We start from the raw sequence: 17,242 nt of genomic DNA on the forward strand, positions 1-17,242 counted from the left end.
AGTTATCACTTTATGAAAACCTGAAATCAACAGCCTTATAGGCAATGTAAATATTGATAAAAAAATAAAAATAAAAAATTCAACGATAAAAATCAGTTTTATTTTCGTTTTTTTTTCATTAGAATAGCCACAATAGCCGTTCCAAATAATTTATTTCAGTAATTAATTTAAAAAAGGAATATAGGAATGAATTGGTTTATTGATTGTATTACAAAAAATTATACAAATTTTAATGGACGAGCGCGTCGTAAAGAATATTGGATGTTCGCTTTGTTCAATTTTATTTTAACTGTTATCGCAGCAATCATTGATAAAATGATTGGAAGTCCCTTAGCTATAACCGCTATCTTAGCGTTGGCATTACTCCTTCCTAGTTTAGCTGTTACAGTACGCCGCTTACATGATACAAGCAAATCAGGTTGGTGGGTTTTGTTACAACTTATTCCATACATTGGTATTATTATTATATTTGTATTCTGCGTACTGGACTCAACACCAGGCAGGAACCAATACGGTGAAAACCCTAAGGGGTTATAATTTACTAATAACCTTATCTTAAACGTGGTAAGGTTAAATCATTATCAATGTCATCTTCTACCCTTATTAAATACTTTCTCCGTTTAAATACTCAACAGGTAAATCAATCACTTTTTTATCAATTTGTTCACCATTAATCCGTTTTAATAACAGCTCCGCTGCAATTTTTCCCATTTCAATTCTTGGTGTCTGTATAGATGTTAGTTTGGGATTCATAAATTGACCAATTTGATGTCCATGAAATCCAACAATCGCTATTTGTTTTGGCACTTTAATTCCCATCCGTTGGCACTCAAGTAATACCCCTAAAGCTAAGTCATCATTAGTACTAAAAATACCATCAACACAAGGAAAATCTTTTAAAATTTGATGCAAAAATCTTGCCCCTAATTCATAAGATGATGCTTCTTTAGTCGCTAGCGTTCTAGGTGTTAATCCTGCTTCTTCCATAGCCTTTTCATATCCTTTTTGACGTATAATACTTCGTTGATCTTGTCTTGCACTAAAATAGACAATATTACGGCGGCCTTTATCTATCATTTTATCAATCATATTCTTGGTTGCAGTAAAATTATCAAATCCAACAGCCATATCAATACAAGGTGAAACACTGTCCATAATTTCAACCACAGGAACACCCGAAATTTCAATCATCTTTAATGTTGCTGGAGTATGTGTTCTTTCCGTTAAAATTAACCCGTCAATATTATAAGAAAGTAATGAGCGTAAACGTAACTCCTCTTTGTCAGCACTATATCCGGTATGAGTGATCATGGTTTGATATCCTCTTACATCCGTCATCATCTCAATACCTTTTAAAATATCGGCGAAAACCTGATTGGTTAAAGAAGGGAACACAATACCAATGGCATTACTTTTAGCGTTAGACAGCATATCGGGAGCTTTATTGGGAATATATCCTAACTTATCTATTGCGGCTGAAATTTGTAATTGAAGTGGTTTAGATACAAGATTGGGATCGCGTAAAAAACGACTCACTGTCATTTTACTAATCCCGATTAAATTTGCAATTTCCTGCAAACTTGTTCGACGTCTTTTATTATTACTCATGTTTGTTTTTCCGCTAGTCTTGGTTGCCAATCTATTGCTTTTTTACCTTGTTGCATAATAAGATCATTCGCTTTGGAAAAGTGCTTACAGCCAAAAAATCCACGATGAGCTGATAACGGTGATGGATGCACTGATGTTAATACATGATGTTTTTGGCGATTAATAAACTGCCCCTTTTTTTGTGCAGGAGATCCCCACAATAAAAAAACCACACCTTGAAGATATTCATCGATTGCCGCTATCACATTATCAGTAAAAGTTTCCCAACCTATTTTTGCATGAGAATGCGCTTGTCCAGCTTCAACAGTCAACACATTATTTAATAGTAATACACCTTGAGCAGCCCAAGAAGCTAAATAGCCATGAGAAGGAATTGTAAAACTATCAATGTCGGTTGCTAGTTCTTTATAAATATTAACTAACGATGGTGGTGTCTTAACTCCGGGTAAAACAGAAAAAGAAAGGCCGTGAGCTTGATTGGGACCATGATAAGGATCTTGCCCTAAAATCACCACTTTGATTTGATCAAATGGTGTAAAACGAAACGCATTAAACACATCATGCTGAGGCGGGTAAATTATCTTGCCATTAGCACGCTCAGCCATTACAAATTGCATTATTTGTTGAAAATAAGGTTTTTGTTTTTCTGCACCAATAACTTCATGCCAAGTCAATTTTGTTGTCATATTTTGATATCACTCATCAATAATGCCAGTGTTTCTGGGCAATAACTAATATAGTTCTACATAATAACCTATCACAAAAGAAAATAGAAATTAAAGGCATTACTTATCGAATTAATAGCTTTTTTTGACTTTTATCAATCTTTTAAAGTGCTATATTAACCCTAATTATTTTAGGGCAATAAGGCCCCGTTAGGAGGATTTAAAATGATTACAGGTATCCAAATTACTAAAGCAGACAACTCAGCACTTCTAAATTCTTTCTGGTTATTAGACGACTCTACAAAAGAAGCTCGTTGTATAGCTGCTAAATCAGTTTATAAAGAAGATCAAATCATTCCAACTGCAGAACTTGGTCAATTCGAATACCGCGAAGTTCCATTAGATGTTGCTCCAACTGTAAAAGTTGAAGGAGGTCAACATTTAAATGTGAACGTTCTTCGTCGTGAAACTTTAGAAGACGCTGTAAAACACCCAGAAAAATACCCACAATTAACAATTCGTGTTTCTGGTTATGCAGTACGTTTTAACTCATTAACAGCAGAACAACAACGTGATGTTATTGCTCGTACATTTACAACTAAAATGTAAGTGCGACAAGAGCGCACTTATTGCACCTAAGTCTTTTATTTTTAATTAAAAAGCTGGGTGGGTTAATTAAGGTGAACAACTTTAATTAGCCATCCTCACAATGTCTGAGTAGGGCGTTATACATGTCCGAAAGGATATTGTACAACCTGTATTCAGTAAAGAATATGTTAAAGTCTGTGAGAGACAAATCTCATACTTTAAAGAACAAAATTCTTTGGACAATTCATTTAATCATATCTGATATTCTGGAAGATTCCAAGGAGTTCAATAAGAGTTTATTGAATCGACCAAGGAAACGAAAGAACCCACAGCGTATAGTTTAAGCTAGAATTGACCTATTGTGAAGTTATAAGTGCATAAGCTGTTATTATCATTGTTGAAGTACAATTGCTTATAAATTAGGTGAAAGTGCGAGTCAACCTGTTATATGACTAACAGTAGCCTAGGGATAGTGCGAGACTGGTAACGGTCTGGTGCGGAGCTTCCTGACAATGTACCCCTTGAGGAGTAGCAAGGTTAATGTTTATCGTGAGGTAACATTAAGTAATGGCAAGTAGCATGTCATGAGGGGCTAGGCTAAATAGAAAGATGAACGTAAGTGAACTGTTGATAAACGTCGTGATAGTTGAAGAGCTTAAGCTACTGACAAGCTCTAACCAAAAAGGTATATAGTGGGATATCTCTTTTTACATTGGGGATACGTCATCATAAACACTATCGGCGAACAGACAGCATCTTAACTATTTGTGTGATAATAATGGAACTTGGTAAGCCTGTATTTCCGCCCTAGGGCAGGTAGAGCGTAAGCGATACTGTTGGGGGTGCAGGTAAGGGAGGTTAGAGAAAGCGAATGATTGGCTGTAATGGCTGATATAGGGTATGAAACATGACCTAACCCGAAAGGGTGCAGACTTCTAACTGGTCTTTCATCGTAAGATGTTGGCTAATCCTTTTGTGGTCATTTCTTCGGGAATGATTGGGTGAGGACAGGAAATAGGCAAGTGAAAACAAGCCCATTTCCCTACTCTAACAATTCACCATGTGACAGAGAAGTAGAATTTATTTGGCAAACTGAATAATTCTTCTTTCTCTCACAGGACGAAGAAATTATTCACAACAAACCAAGTAGATTTCTGCTTATTTCTGTTACTACAGGAGTAAGTATGAAAGAGTACTCTAAGTTTAACGAAAAAGTTAAAAGTAGTCCAGCTCCAGCGACTCCTGACATGAATGAGCTATGGCACAAGATTGATTGGGTCAAAGCAACAAAGCATGTTAAAGGGTTGCAGGTACGGATTGCGAAGGCAACAATTGAAGGTGACTACCGTAAGGTTAAACGCTTACAACGGTTACTGACACGCTCAACGTATGCTAAGCAATTAGCGGTGCGGAGAGTGACAGAAAACAGAGGTAAAAGAACGGCAGGGGTTGACAAGGAAACATGGTCAACACCAATGAGTAAATGGAAAGCCATTGCAACGCTGACAAGTAAAGGATATAAACCCATGCCATTAAGGCGAGTTTATATTCCCAAGTCTGACGGAAAGAAGCGTCCTTTGGGCATTCCGACCATGAAAGACAGAGCAATGCAAGCGCTGCATTTATTTGCTTTACAGCCTGTAGCCGAAACGACAGCAGATAAAAACTCGTATGGATTTCGTGTCAATCGCTCAACGGCGGATGCGATAAGCCACGTGCATAAGATATTTTCACGCAAAGGGAGTCAAATGAGACAAACGGCGCAATGGGTATTGGATGCGGATATACAAGGTTGTTTTGACCATATTAGTCATGATTGGTTAATAGCCAATATTCCGATGAATAAACGGATATTAGCAAAATGGTTAAAATCGGGCGTAGTAGATATGGGACAGGTTACACGGACGGCAGAGGGTACACCACAAGGGGGTATCATCTCACCAACTTTAGCAAATATGGCACTAGACGGCATTGACGAGCTATTAACTAAACACTTTGGTGTAATTGGAAATAGACAACGGCGAGCTAATAAGGTGTATATGGTTCGATATGCGGACGATTTTATTATATCGGGGAGTTCGAAAGAATTACTTGAAAATGAAGTTCTGCCAATAATGCGGGAATTTTTGAAAGAGAGGGGATTAACCTTATCGGAAAAGAAAACTCACGTTGTTAATATCGAGCAAGGATTTGATTTTCTCGGTTGGACGGTGAAATCATTTAAAGGCAAATTGTTGATTAAACCTAGCAAAAATAATGTGAAAGCATTTTATCGCAAGGTGAAAGAAACAATAAGTGCCATGAAAATGGTTAAACAAGACATACTAATAGGAAAATTAAATCCAATGTTAAGGGGATGGGCTAACTATCACCGCAGCATTGTTGCTAAAGAGACGTACAGTAAAGTAGACTATCTAGTCTGGCAAGCGATTTGGCGATGGTGTTGTCGAAGACACAGTAACAGGCGGAAACGATTTGTTAAAGCGAAATACTTTACAAAGATACAAAGCAGGGACTGGATATTTGGCACACATACAACGAATCGGCACGGCGAAAAGATATGGACTGAATTACTGTTTTGCAGTAGGACAGAGATTAAACGTCATGTAAAGGTAAAGTCGGAATACAACCCGTTTTTACCTGAATGGGAATTATACGGCGAAACACTATACCAGAAACGGATGTACGAAGATTATTCGCACAGAAGTCAATGGCAAAGGTTGTATAAGGAACAAAAAGGGCGTTGTGGACTATGTCATCTCCCTATCACAAAAGAGACGGGATGGCATGACCATCATATTATATACCGTGTACAGGGTGGAGATAATAAGCTGAAAAACAGGGTTTTATTACATCCTGTATGTCATACTAAAGTTCATGCACTGAAGTTAGACGTATTGAAACCGACTTAGCAATAAGTTAATAGGAAGGCTTGAGCTGTATGCGGAGAAATTCGCTCGTACAGTTCTTAGGGGGCGGCGACACAGTAATGTGTCGTTGCTACCCGACTTTATTAAATAATAAATATTTAAACCCAGCAAATGCTGGGTTTTTTATGCTTAAATAATAATTAATACAATCCTGACTTACTTAACTGTAGGAAAACGCCGAAGGAGAGGCACTTTATGATTAGAATAATTCCCTAAAAACTCATAAGGAGTTTTCTCAGAAATTGTTTTATGCGGTCTTACTATATTATAAAGTTAATGCATTGCTTAAGATTTTATTTTCTATCTTTTAAATTATTAAATATTGTTGATTAGCTAAATTTCTATTAAAGTGCATATCATTGTTTCTGCTTTTCAATTAGTTTATGGCCAAGCAGATTTAGAAACTTTTTGATTAAAGGAAAGTGGTTTTTGTATATGAAGTAATTTACTAAGTGTTTTTTCACTTAGAAGTTGGCTCCTCCAACAGGACTTGAACCTGTGACATACGGATTAACAGTCCGCCGTTCTACCGACTGAACTATGGAGGAACCGAAATGTAGCGCGCATATTATAGATTTAATGGCGCTATGTCAATAGTTAAATTATTTTAAATATTTTTTTGTGTAAAATTTCCTCCTTTTATTATCATTCAAGTGTTAGGATTGTCTTGAATAAATGGCGTTGTCTAAGTAATTGCTGTGGGTGCGATCCTAGTTCATGTTGTGGAATAATCTGATTTAGATCGCGATAATAATCAATCCAATAAGATAAAATCTCATTTGTAGCTAAATCTTTAAAATTCATTGGATATAATGCGAAATAATTATTACCTTGCTCAGTTTTAAAGGCATAAGTAATTAGTTCACTGCAATAAAACCCATCTGCATAGGGATGAAAGCTGTGATTGTAAGGTGAACCCAAGCATTTCTTTACCCTTCTTAATGCATTTTGAATAACAACTAAATCATGGATTCTACCAATGATATTGTGCTTAGCTGCACAAATAAAATTAGTCAATGATTGTTCAATCACGCCATAGTTTTGTGTTGCTTCAATAACGGTATTATTTCCAATATATAAACCAACATGATTAATACTTTTGGTTATTTCATCTATCTTTGGCACTGCACCTGAAAGGCTTACAGCGCCATTAAAAGCATTATTTTTTTTTAGGCTTTGGAAGATAATATCTCCACATTGGATATTATTGTTTTTTAGCACGATAGCGCCATAGCGAAAACATTACACAAGTTGCAATAATAAATTTAAGCGCATCCACACCAACAAATGGCAGATAACCCACTTTTAAAGCATCAATTAGCGTGATGTGTAAATAGCCCATTAAATAGACAACGCCAAATACAAATAACAATTGATGCGCACAAGCGAATGCAATTAAACCTAAAATAAAGTGACGATCATAACCTCTTTCTGCTGCAAACCCTGCTAAATAGGCACTAAATACATAGCCATATAAGTAACCTGAAGATGGTGATGCTAACGCCATAATTCCACCACTACCATTGGCAAATAGCGGTAACCCAATTGCACCTAAAATAAGGTATTGGATTATTGCTAATGCACCTAGTTTACGACCTAAAAAAGCACCAATTAACAATACAGCCAATGATTGTAATGTAAATGGAACAGGGTAAGTTGGAATACTAATGTTAGCGGCTAATCCTAAAAGTAATGCTGCACTTGTTGTGGTTAATAATTTACGTTGCCAAGAAGATAAATTTACAAGTGTAGTGATAAATGTTGGATAATACGAAGTCGGTTGAAGTTTCATTATTTTCTACCTTTTATATAAATAGTAGAACTATAATAGCGCAATTATTATTGTTGTAAACTTTTTTGTTTTTAATTTGTTTACATTGGAGTGGGATATAGGATATTTTTATCACACTCTAAAATAAAGAGTGTGATAATTAAAATAATTTGTTACTTAAACTAAGTAAGGATTACTAACTCGTTCATGACCAAAACTAGACATAGGTCCGTGGCCTGGTACAAAAATAAAGTCATCCCCAAGTGGTAATAATTTATTAGTGATTGATGAAATTAAATCGGCATGGTTGCCTCGTGGAAAATCAGTTCTTCCTATACTACTTTTAAATAATACATCGCCGACAAAAGCCTGCTTATCCAAATGGTTAATAAAAACAATATGTCCCGGAGTGTGACCCGGGCAAAAAAGTACATCAAGGCTAATATTACCAACTTGAATCTGCTCACCTTCTTTTAACCAACGATCAGGCAAAAAGCTATCAGTATAAGGAAAACCGAATTGTGTACTTTGTTGTGGTAAACTTGTTAATAGAAATTCATCTTCTTGGCTTGGCCCAATAATCTTCACATCATAATGTTTAGCCAATATAGTTGCAGCACCGACATGATCCAAATGTCCATGGGTTAATAAAATCTGCTTAATATTAACGCCTAGCTTTTCAACCGCTTTTATAAGCAGTTCGGGTTCACCTCCGGGATCAATAAATGCACCTTCCATGGTTTGATCGCACCAAATGATGCTACAATTTTCTTGGAAAGCTGTAACTGGGATGATTTGGTACTGGAACATAGATTTATCTCCTTATTTCTTGCTGATGATTGGTTAGATTTTGTCCGTCTTCTTTTTTTAATTGTGCAAAAATAATGCTTGATAAAACGGTAATCATACCAAGTATAACAAATGTTAACTGAAATGAGTGAATAGTACTTGTTGTGGTGCTAATTAAGCGTAATAAAACAGCACCCAATCCGGTACCAAAACTAATTGCTAATTGTTGATTTACTGCCATTAAGCTATTTCCACTACTTGTATTGTCGTTTTCTAGATTAGCTAAGGTTATGCTATTCATGGCCGTGTATTGCATGGAGTTGATTCCACCGATACAAAATAGCAATAAACTGATAAGAATAAGTGGTGTCGATAAATTTAATACGGACATTAAAATAATCATTATGCCAGCTAAAATTGTATTAGTAACTAGTACGAAACGGTAACCTAAACGTGCTAAAATACGTGGAATAAAGATTCGAGTACAAATTGAAGCAATGGCCATTGGCATCAACATAATGCCGGCAAAAATAGCTGAATAACCAAATCCCACTTGTAATAATAGTGGAATAAGAAAAGGCACTCCTGATATACCTAATCTGCAAATTAAATTTCCGATAATTCCTATTTTGAACGTACGGATTTTAAATAGCGATAGTGGGAATAATGGAGTTTGTTTCTTTTTTGCATATTCACGATAAATAAATAAAAAAAGTAGACTAATTGTCGCAAGTAGTAATGGACAATAATATGTCTGATTTTGGTTTAAAATCTCTACACTCAAAGTGGCGCTAATAAAGCTAACAACAATAAATATAAAGCCTAATAAATCAAAAGGCATGTGTTGGCCTTTTAAGTTAGGCATGTATTTCCAACTAATTATTATACCTAAAATACCAATGGGTAAATTAATAAAAAACACCCAGTGCCAACTTACCATATCAACTAGATATCCTCCCAATACAGGCCCTAAAACGGGACCAATTAATCCAGGAATCGTGGCAGTATTTAAAGCAGCTAAAAAATCACTGCGCTTAAAAGATTTTATCAATACTAAACGTGATATAGGCACCATCATGGAGCCTCCAATGCCTTGGATTACTCGTGATATATCTAAAAAAATTAATGAATTAGATAAAGCGCAAAGTAATGAACCCAATGTGAATAGTGAAACGGCCATGACAAAAATATTTCTAGTGCCAAATTTATCAGATAAAAAACCACTAACAGGAATAAATAATGCAAGGGTCAAAGCATAACTTATCACGGCTGATTGCATATTTAATGGGGACTCATTGAGGTCGTTAGCCATAGTGGGGAGGGCTGTATTTAATATCGAGGTATCAAGTGATTGCATAAAGAATGCAAACGCCGCAATCCACGGTAATATACGATAGACAAACGGTGGTAACTGTAATTCGCTATTCATTTTAATTTGGCCTAAAATTAATTTAAATGCTAGTGGAGCGGTTGGATATAAGCTCAAAAAATTAAGCTCTCTTACTTAGAGTTGATTAAGAAAGAGAGCTGATGAATGCTATTTTACAATATTATTTGTTAATGATTGGATTTTTTCTGATTCTTTACTGGTTTACCTTGCCAATAACCAGCCAGTAATGAGCCTGAAATATTGTGCCAAACAGAAAATACTGCAGCAGGCAGAGCCGATAAAGCCGAAAAGTAGGTGGTGCCTAAAGTAGCTGCAAGGGCAGAGTTTTGCATTCCTACTTCAAGTGACATGGTTCTGCAGGTTGATTCATCAAAACCAAATAAACGTCCACCCCAGTAACCACCAAGCAATCCTAACGCATTATGAATCACAACTGCAAAAATAACAGTGCCCCCCACTTGGCCAATTTGAGTATGGCTACCTGCTACTACAATACAAATAATTAATAAAATACAACTCATTGATAAAAGTGGTAAAAATTGCTCACATTTTTTTACAATAGCATTTAAGAAATGGTGAACAATTAATCCTAATATAATCGGTATTAGTACAATCTGTACAATATGTACAAGCATTCCCCAAACAGGGACTTCAACTGTTGTTCCAACTAATAGTAGTGTTATCAGTGGTGTTATAACTACTCCCACAAGTGTCGAAACAGATGAAATTGTAACAGACAATGCAACATCACCTTTGGCAAGATAAATCATCACATTTGATGCTGTTCCGCTAGCTACGCTTCCAACTAATACCATGCCAACCAATAGTTCTGGTCTCATTGTAAACAGTTTTGCTAAGATTAGAGCAGTTAACGGCATAACAATATAATGTAGCAAAGTACAAATAACCACCGCTTTAGGTTTGGTTACTACACGTTTAAAATCATCAATACTTAATGTAACTCCCATGGTGAACATCACAAACATGAGTAATTGTGATGCATGGGGACGTATAGGTGTAAAAGTATCAGGAGAAAAATAGACCATAACAGCACACAAAACTGCCCACAAAGGAAATAATCGGATGAGGGAGGAAATAGATTGAGCAAATAGTTGATTCAATTGTCTAGCCATATAAACCTACTGTCGTCGGTTTACTAAAATAACTTCATAATAATATTAAATTTATTTTAGTTGCTTGTTAAATTTTTATTCTATTGATTCCACTAAATAGCGTCAAGGTATTTGTTAAAACTGTGTTAAGTATGTGTTCTGGTGATTCAGTGCGTAATTGTGTCAATATTTTAAAAACCTCAGTGATATATTCAGGGCGATTTGCTTGACCTTGACGCCCACTTAATGGCATGTCGGGCGCATCTGTTTCAAGTACTAGGCTGCCAAGTGGTAATTGAGCAATTGTATTGCGAGTTTTATTTGCACGTTCATAACTAATTACGCCACCTACACCAATATAATAACCCAGCTTAACAAATTGCATGGCTTGTTGATAACTACCTGAAAAACCATGTATTACGCCGCAACAAGGTAAGTTGGCCTTGTGTAATTCACGGTACATAACATCGTGCACTTTGCGTGAATGTATTAAAACGGGTAAATCAAACTGTTTGGCAATTATTAATTGCGACCTAAAAAATAATAATTGTTGTTGCCAATCGATACTTAAATTGTAGCGATCGAGCCCGATTTCACCAATGGCAACTAATTTTTTAGGTTTTGTTTTAACAATATTGGTTAATAGTTCTAAATCAGCCATAGTATGTTGATAGATAGGATGCAGCCCCAAAGCGGCATAAAGTTCATGATAATTATTGGTAAGTTGTAAAACAGCATCAAAATAGTTAGCACTAACTGCGGGTATAATTAATCCAACAATATTCGCTTGGCGAATCTTATTTATTGAATCAGCAAGAAAATCACTAAAAGGTGGAAAATCAAAATGACAATGTGTATCAATAAACATAATGCCTCTTATTCTGCCGTTGTTTGATGTAATAAAATTGGCAATAAAAATCGCTCAGCGGTAAATATAATTTGTTCAATCAGTGTATCGGTTAACTCAGGATAAAGACGAGTATAATAACTATCACACTCGGCGGATTGGTTAAATCCGCCTTGCCATGAATTTAAAAGTTGACTGATAGCTCTTTCACTAGCGATAATCTGACCTGTTTTTTTATCATAAGCTGTAATTAACCAACTCCACGAACTTTTTAATGGCATTAATAATGGTTCATTGATACCCTGCAAATAGCCTTCAACTAAATTAGTTAATATAGTTAAGGCCAGATCTGCATTTAAATGTGAAAATCGCCATTCATTATCGTCCCGACCATACATACGACTTTGACTATCAATTTTATCAGGATTTAAAATGCAATAAATCAAATGATCAATCCACAACAAAATACCATCGCGAATCGAAAGCTTTGACGGTCGCCATGTCAATATACCATCGTCTTGAATGTGAGTTAACCAACCTTGTAATTGGTAATGTTGATCATTAGATGAAATGGTTAAATTAACTTCTTGCGTTGTCATGACTAAACGTTCTTGGTCAACTTTATTGGCCAAAGGTTGCAGTGATTCAAGTTGATTATCATAAATAATTTCACCAAACGCACCATCTGGTAAGTCACCTGTTAACGCTAATCGTTGATAGAAATCATCTGATTGTTGAGATCTATTGGCAATTAATTCATTTAAAATCTGTAAGTTTAATTGATAGCGCTTTAAGCTATCAAGATTAAAGTTTTCGGCATCTGGTAAGGTATCATCCAGATAATTTATATAAAAATTAAACCGTTTTTGTAAAAATAGCCTAATAGAGTGCTGGTAAAATCGTTTTAATTCATCAAGATTAATATTATCTACACTAATAATTGGTATTTCACTAATGAATAACTGACTTTCACCTTGTTGCAATGCTGCAGGTAACCACTCATCGGCATAGCTTTTGGGTTCTTGTAAAAAATTTTGGGGGTTAAACGGTGTGCGTGTATGGTTTACACGTAAAAAATCTAAGCTATTTGTTGTAGTGCTATTTGTAGTGCCATCTGTATTATTTTTATCCTTGCCATAATATTGGCCAATATATTCCCAAAACTCATCAACAAGTATAGAAGGGTAACGTTCACTATTATCTTTCATATCGCGACCAATATAACTGATATACAACTGTTTTTGCGCAGATAAAATTGCTTCTAAAAAAAGGTAACGATCATCTGTGCGACGGCTACGATCCCCTCGTCTTGGATGTTGTGCGATTAAATCAAAATCAAGTGGAAGAGATGTTCTTGGATAATCACCGTCATTCATACCAAGTAAACAAACAACTTTAAATGGAATAGAACGCATAGGCATCATGGTACAAAAATTTATCTTACCAACTAAAAAACGATGCGCTAAATGATTTTTCTCTAAGCGTGATTGCATAGCATCATGTAGAATAGTGATAGAAATATTATCTGTATAACAAGCCGATAATCCACTATTAATCAGTTCTTGCCATTCTTCTTCGATCATCAATAAAATGGATTCACGTTGAACATTACTTACAAAAAAGTCATTGATTAATTCAAGGCAACAAGGTTGCCAATTAATTAGTGGTTTTTCTTCATTTAAGATAGCAAACCACTTACTTACAACTTTAATAAATTCGGCTAATTGACCTATTAATTCGGCATCTAAACCTGTTGCACCATCATAAGGTAATATTTGTTGCCAACCGCCTTGTTCACTGTTCATCGTGTAACCGAGTAATAACCGCTCAAGCCCAAATAACCAACTATGTGCACTATCAAGTCCAAAACGAATGCCTGACTCAACAATCCAAGTTCGCAACAAGGTTAATTGAGATTCGTTAATAGCGAATTTTTCGGCAATAGCAGGGATTTCAAGTAAATTAAATAGTTCTTCTGCTGTAAATCGACTATTCGGAAAATTTAAAATGGCAAAAAAGCCTTGAACGATAGGATCGATATTTCGTGCTTTTTGATCTGAAATAGTAAAAGGTAAATAGCGCTTTTCAACAGCATTACCAAAGACGGCTCGAATATAAGGAACATACTTATCAATATCTGATACCATAACTATGCAATCGCGCAACTCCAGCGTAGGATCTGCATCAAAAACCGATAGCAGGTAGTCATACAATACCTCAACTTCACGTTGTTCACTATGGCAGGCATGAAACGAAATCGACTTATCTGTTACGGCAAAAGTTTTATCATCAAAATCGGTTTGATACAGTTCTAAAATATCTTGCTGAATAGCATGTAATAGACAAGAACGATCCTGATCGGCAAACGCTTCAATATCTTGCTTATTATTAAATTCTTGTAACAAAAATAGATTATCACGCCCAAGTTTTCCCCATGAGGTTAACAGAGGATTGGGTATATTATCGGGTGTATTTAATATATCTGACAGCTGTTTTTCAGCAATATCGCCCCAATACCATTTACACGGATTATTAAACATTAAATGGACATCAATATGTTGCCCAAGTGCTGAAAGTAGCGAAAGATAAATAGGAGGAAGAGAAGTAATACCAAAAATAAAAATACGGTTAGGTAATGCATCTAAACGTAAACGTTCAAAGTTATTATTTAATAACATTTCAAGCATTTGTTGATGAATATTAGCGCGATGATAAGGTTGGCTAATTGATATTAGTTTTCGCCACAACTCCGCTTGCCACATTTCATCAGAATGATGCTTCAATTCGGCAACAGTCTGGTTTGCCTCCCATTTTGCTAACCAATCTGGACGGTAAACTAAATATTGGTCAAATAATCGTGCAATACGCGTTGCGAGCTGATATCGTTTTTTATCTTGCTTATCAATATCAAGATAATGTTTAAGCGCGCTAAACTCAGGTTGTTTAATAACTTGAGGCAATAAATAATACAAACGCCAACTCATTGATTCAACATTAAAGCTATTTTCAATTGGCGCCTCTGGTAACAAGACTTGATAAAGTTGCCAAATAAACTGAGTTGGAAAAAGAAAATCAACATTAGCCACGATACCTAGTTCATTCGCTAACGCAATTTGCAACCATTGTGCCATGCCTTGACTTTGCACCATAACAACATCAGGTGTAAATACATCCTCTAATGGTTGCCTGCGCATCAATTCACTTAATAATGTTTTGAGTAAATCGACTTGATTTGAATGATAAATGGTAAACATAACAACACTAATTATTAGTAAGATTGGGTTAAGATTATCGCTGATTGTTATTAATAAATCTAGTTGCTATTCTAGTATCAATTTTCTATATAAGAAAATTAATTAACAAGTAATATTAGTCTTTTTTGTCAATAATTTTAGATTAAGATAAAGACAAGTCTCATGATAGCAAAAATAATAACTATAATGATGATAATTGTATTGAAAGTGGTCAGTGTTATACTTATACCCATTATTCGCTATAAACATATTATCAGCAACTAATTATCATTAAAGGCAGTTTGCTGACTGATATTGATGAGGAGGTGATTGTTTAAAGAGCACATAAAAATTTTTTTTAAATAATGCAAAATATTGGATTGAAGTGATGTAATGTAATGTGATATGTGGTGAGTGTAAACATCTATATGTAACTTGAATCGGCATATGGTTAAAAAGAGCGGTAAAAACGTACAATCACTGGCAGGGGAATACCGTATGCCTGATTTACTAAGATATTTAGAACAATAAACAAAATTTTTTAAAAATGAGGAATAAATCATTGTGGTAACGAACATTCGCCGACTTAAACCGGCGAATTGTGGCATATTAAATTACGCTTCGTTCCAACTATCTCTTAACCCTACGGTTCGGTTAAACACTAGTTTATCTTCAGTTGCAAACTTGCTATCTAAACAGAAATAACCTTCTCGTTCAAATTGATAAGCTTGCCCCGCTCGAGCTTTTTGTAAACTAGGTTCAACAAGACCTTGCTCAATTACTAACGAAGTAGGATTAATTGTTGATAAAAAGTCCTCTGCTGCACCTGGATTTGGCGTATTAAATAGACGATCATACAGGCGAATTTCGGCTGGTTTTGCAAATTTAGCTGAAACCCAATGAATTACACCTTTGACTTTACGACCATCTTCAGGATTTTTATTTAAGGTTGCTGGATCATAACTACAATAAATAGTTTGAATATTACCTTCGGCATCTTTTTCAACTCGATCTGCTCGAATCACATAGGCATTACGCAACCGCACTTCTTTACCTAATACTAAACGTTTGTAATTTTTGTTGGCTTCCTCTCTAAAATCCGCACGATCAATATAGATTTCACGAGTGAAAGTGACTTCCCGATGACCCAGCTCAGGACGATTTGGATGATTCGGCATACTAAGCACTTCATCAATAGTATCCGAGAAGTTTTCAATGACAACTTTAACCGGATTAAGCACCGCCATAGCACGAGGTGCATTTTCGTTAAGATCTTCGCGAATACAAAACTCAAGAGTACTCATTTCTACGGTATTATCTTGTTTTGTCACACCAATTCGACGGCAAAATTCACGGATCGAAGCTGGTGTATAACCCCGACGTCGTAAGCCTGAAACAGTCGGCATACGTGGATCATCCCAACCATCAACAATTTTTTCTGACACAAGTAAATTTAATTTACGTTTTGAAGTAATCGCATATTCAAGATTTAATCTTGAAAATTCATACTGATGAGGTCGAGCCTCGATTGTAATATTATCTAATACCCAGTCGTATAAACGGCGATTGTCTTGGAATTCAAGTGTACAAAGTGAATGGGTAATATTTTCGATCGCATCTGAAATACAGTGGGTGAAATCATACATTGGATAAATACACCATTTATTACCTGTTTGGTGATGTTCTGCAAATTTAATACGATATAACACTGGATCTCGCATCACAATAAATGGTGATGCCATGTCAATTTTAGCACGCAGACATGCTTTTCCTTCGGCAAATTTTCCCTCTTTCATTTGGGTAAAAAGCGCTAAATTTTCATCGATGCTACGATCACGATAAGGGCTATTTTTACCCGGTTGAGTAAGTGTTCCTCGATATTCACGAATTTCATCAGCTGAAAGCTCGTCAACATAAGCAAGTCCTTTATTGATTAGCTCAATAGCATATTCATATAATTGGTCGAAATAGTCAGATGAGTAACAAATTTCGCCATCCCATTCAAACCCTAACCAACGGACATCTTCTTTAATCGAGTCAACATACTCTATATCTTCTTTAGCTGGATTGGTATCGTCAAAACGTAAATTACATTTACCTTTATAATCTTGCGCAATACCAAAATTTAAACATATTGATTTAGCATGACCAATATGTAAATAACCATTAGGCTCTGGTGGAAAGCGTGTGTGCGTAGTTTTATATTTTCCTGCTGCTAAATCAGCATCAATAATTTGACGAATAAAATTAGATGGACGATTATCTGTCTCGATCGGTAATGAACCGCTCATAAAAAACCTCTGATGATA

13 protein-coding genes and 1 tRNA gene are annotated in these 17,242 nt (G+C 35.5%); 3 read left to right on the top strand and 11 right to left on the bottom strand.

Annotated features, from left to right (window positions below; all coding sequences use genetic code 11):
* The first annotated feature begins 186 nt into the window (after positions 1 to 186).
* Positions 187 to 537: a DUF805 domain-containing protein gene (locus tag A9G43_RS01415; RefSeq protein ID WP_065605993.1), complete on the top strand. Its 351-nt coding sequence runs from the start codon at positions 187 to 189 to the stop codon at positions 535 to 537.
* Positions 538 to 603: 66 nt separating this feature from the next.
* Here the strand turns inward: A9G43_RS01415 and gntR are convergent, their stop codons facing one another.
* Together gntR and ung are read right to left on the bottom strand one after the other, a co-directional pair.
* Positions 604 to 1,608: a gluconate operon transcriptional repressor GntR gene (gene gntR / locus A9G43_RS01420; RefSeq protein ID WP_065605994.1), complete on the bottom strand. Its 1,005-nt coding sequence runs from the start codon at positions 1,606 to 1,608 to the stop codon at positions 604 to 606.
* Entirely contained in the window at positions 1,605 to 2,294 is a 690-nt protein-coding gene (gene ung, locus A9G43_RS01425) for a uracil-DNA glycosylase (protein WP_065605995.1), read from the bottom strand. The genes gntR and ung overlap by 4 nt, the downstream gene beginning before the upstream one ends.
* Positions 2,295 to 2,498: 204 nt before the next feature.
* Between ung and grcA the strand changes: the two genes are divergently transcribed.
* Entirely contained in the window at positions 2,499 to 2,882 is a 384-nt protein-coding gene (gene grcA, locus A9G43_RS01430) for an autonomous glycyl radical cofactor GrcA (protein ID WP_065605996.1), read from the top strand.
* A 1,226-nt stretch (positions 2,883 to 4,108) separates the two neighbouring features.
* A complete protein-coding gene (gene ltrA / locus A9G43_RS01435; RefSeq protein WP_065606097.1) occupies positions 4,109 to 5,773 on the top strand; it encodes a group II intron reverse transcriptase/maturase in 1,665 nt (554 codons plus the stop codon).
* Positions 5,774 to 6,263: 490 nt separating this feature from the next.
* Here ltrA and A9G43_RS01440 read toward each other — a convergent pair.
* The 9 genes from A9G43_RS01440 to glnS all read right to left on the bottom strand — a co-directional run bounded on the left by A9G43_RS01440 (position 6,264) and on the right by glnS (position 17,224).
* Positions 6,264 to 6,339 (bottom strand) — tRNA-Asn (locus A9G43_RS01440).
* A gap of 97 nt (positions 6,340 to 6,436) precedes the next feature.
* Positions 6,437 to 7,012, bottom strand: a complete 576-nt coding sequence (locus tag A9G43_RS01445; protein WP_065605997.1) for a YiiX/YebB-like N1pC/P60 family cysteine hydrolase — start codon at positions 7,010 to 7,012, stop codon at positions 6,437 to 6,439.
* Positions 6,996 to 7,583, bottom strand: coding sequence for a biotin transporter BioY (locus A9G43_RS01450; RefSeq protein ID WP_051634174.1), 588 nt, complete (start codon positions 7,581 to 7,583; stop codon positions 6,996 to 6,998). The genes A9G43_RS01445 and A9G43_RS01450 overlap by 17 nt, the downstream gene beginning before the upstream one ends.
* A 156-nt stretch (positions 7,584 to 7,739) precedes the next feature.
* Complete coding sequence (locus A9G43_RS01455; RefSeq protein ID WP_065605999.1) at positions 7,740 to 8,372, bottom strand: MBL fold metallo-hydrolase; 633 nt, start codon at positions 8,370 to 8,372, stop codon at positions 7,740 to 7,742.
* A gap of 4 nt (positions 8,373 to 8,376) precedes the next feature.
* On the bottom strand, positions 8,377 to 9,780 hold the full coding sequence (locus A9G43_RS01460; RefSeq protein ID WP_065606099.1) for a DHA2 family efflux MFS transporter permease subunit: 1,404 nt from the start codon (positions 9,778 to 9,780) through the stop codon (positions 8,377 to 8,379).
* A gap of 128 nt (positions 9,781 to 9,908) precedes the next feature.
* Positions 9,909 to 10,874 carry a ketopantoate/pantoate/pantothenate transporter PanS gene (gene panS, locus A9G43_RS01465; RefSeq protein WP_065606001.1) on the bottom strand — a complete coding sequence of 322 codons (966 nt, stop codon included), beginning with the start codon at positions 10,872 to 10,874 and terminating at the stop codon, positions 9,909 to 9,911.
* Between the two features lie 67 nt (positions 10,875 to 10,941).
* The gene (locus A9G43_RS01470) at positions 10,942 to 11,721 is read right to left on the bottom strand and encodes a TatD family hydrolase (protein ID WP_065606003.1); all 780 of its coding nucleotides are present in this window, start codon (positions 11,719 to 11,721) and stop codon (positions 10,942 to 10,944) included.
* An 8-nt stretch (positions 11,722 to 11,729) separates the two neighbouring features.
* Positions 11,730 to 14,954, bottom strand: a complete 3,225-nt coding sequence (gene recC, locus A9G43_RS01475; RefSeq protein ID WP_065606005.1) for an exodeoxyribonuclease V subunit gamma — start codon at positions 14,952 to 14,954, stop codon at positions 11,730 to 11,732.
* A gap of 593 nt (positions 14,955 to 15,547) precedes the next feature.
* Positions 15,548 to 17,224, bottom strand: a complete 1,677-nt coding sequence (gene glnS, locus A9G43_RS01480; protein WP_065606007.1) for a glutamine--tRNA ligase — start codon at positions 17,222 to 17,224, stop codon at positions 15,548 to 15,550.
* Between the last annotated feature and the right edge of the window lie 18 nt (positions 17,225 to 17,242).

Source organism: Gilliamella sp. Occ3-1, assembly GCF_001690655.1.
GTDB classification, from domain to species: Bacteria; Pseudomonadota; Gammaproteobacteria; order Enterobacterales; family Orbaceae; genus Gilliamella; species Gilliamella apicola_P.

Bases quoted from the DNA above. Each gene is read 5' to 3' on its own strand.
- grcA (WP_065605996.1), top strand. From the start codon at position 2,499: ATGATTACAGGTATCCAAATTACTAAAGCAGACAACTCAGCACTTCTA.
- A9G43_RS01455 (WP_065605999.1), bottom strand. From the start codon at position 8,372: ATGTTCCAGTACCAAATCATCCCAGTTACAGCTTTCCAAGAAAATTGT.
- ltrA (WP_065606097.1), top strand. From the start codon at position 4,109: ATGAATGAGCTATGGCACAAGATTGATTGGGTCAAAGCAACAAAGCAT.
- panS (WP_065606001.1), bottom strand. From the start codon at position 10,874: ATGGCTAGACAATTGAATCAACTATTTGCTCAATCTATTTCCTCCCTC.
- recC (WP_065606005.1), bottom strand. From the start codon at position 14,954: ATGTTTACCATTTATCATTCAAATCAAGTCGATTTACTCAAAACATTA.
- A9G43_RS01470 (WP_065606003.1), bottom strand. From the start codon at position 11,721: ATGTTTATTGATACACATTGTCATTTTGATTTTCCACCTTTTAGTGAT.
- ung (WP_065605995.1), bottom strand. From the start codon at position 2,294: ATGACAACAAAATTGACTTGGCATGAAGTTATTGGTGCAGAAAAACAA.
- glnS (WP_065606007.1), bottom strand. From the start codon at position 17,224: ATGAGCGGTTCATTACCGATCGAGACAGATAATCGTCCATCTAATTTT.
- A9G43_RS01415 (WP_065605993.1), top strand. From the start codon at position 187: ATGAATTGGTTTATTGATTGTATTACAAAAAATTATACAAATTTTAAT.
- gntR (WP_065605994.1), bottom strand. From the start codon at position 1,608: ATGAGTAATAATAAAAGACGTCGAACAAGTTTGCAGGAAATTGCAAAT.
- A9G43_RS01460 (WP_065606099.1), bottom strand. From the start codon at position 9,780: ATGAATAGCGAATTACAGTTACCACCGTTTGTCTATCGTATATTACCG.
- A9G43_RS01450 (WP_051634174.1), bottom strand. From the start codon at position 7,583: ATGAAACTTCAACCGACTTCGTATTATCCAACATTTATCACTACACTT.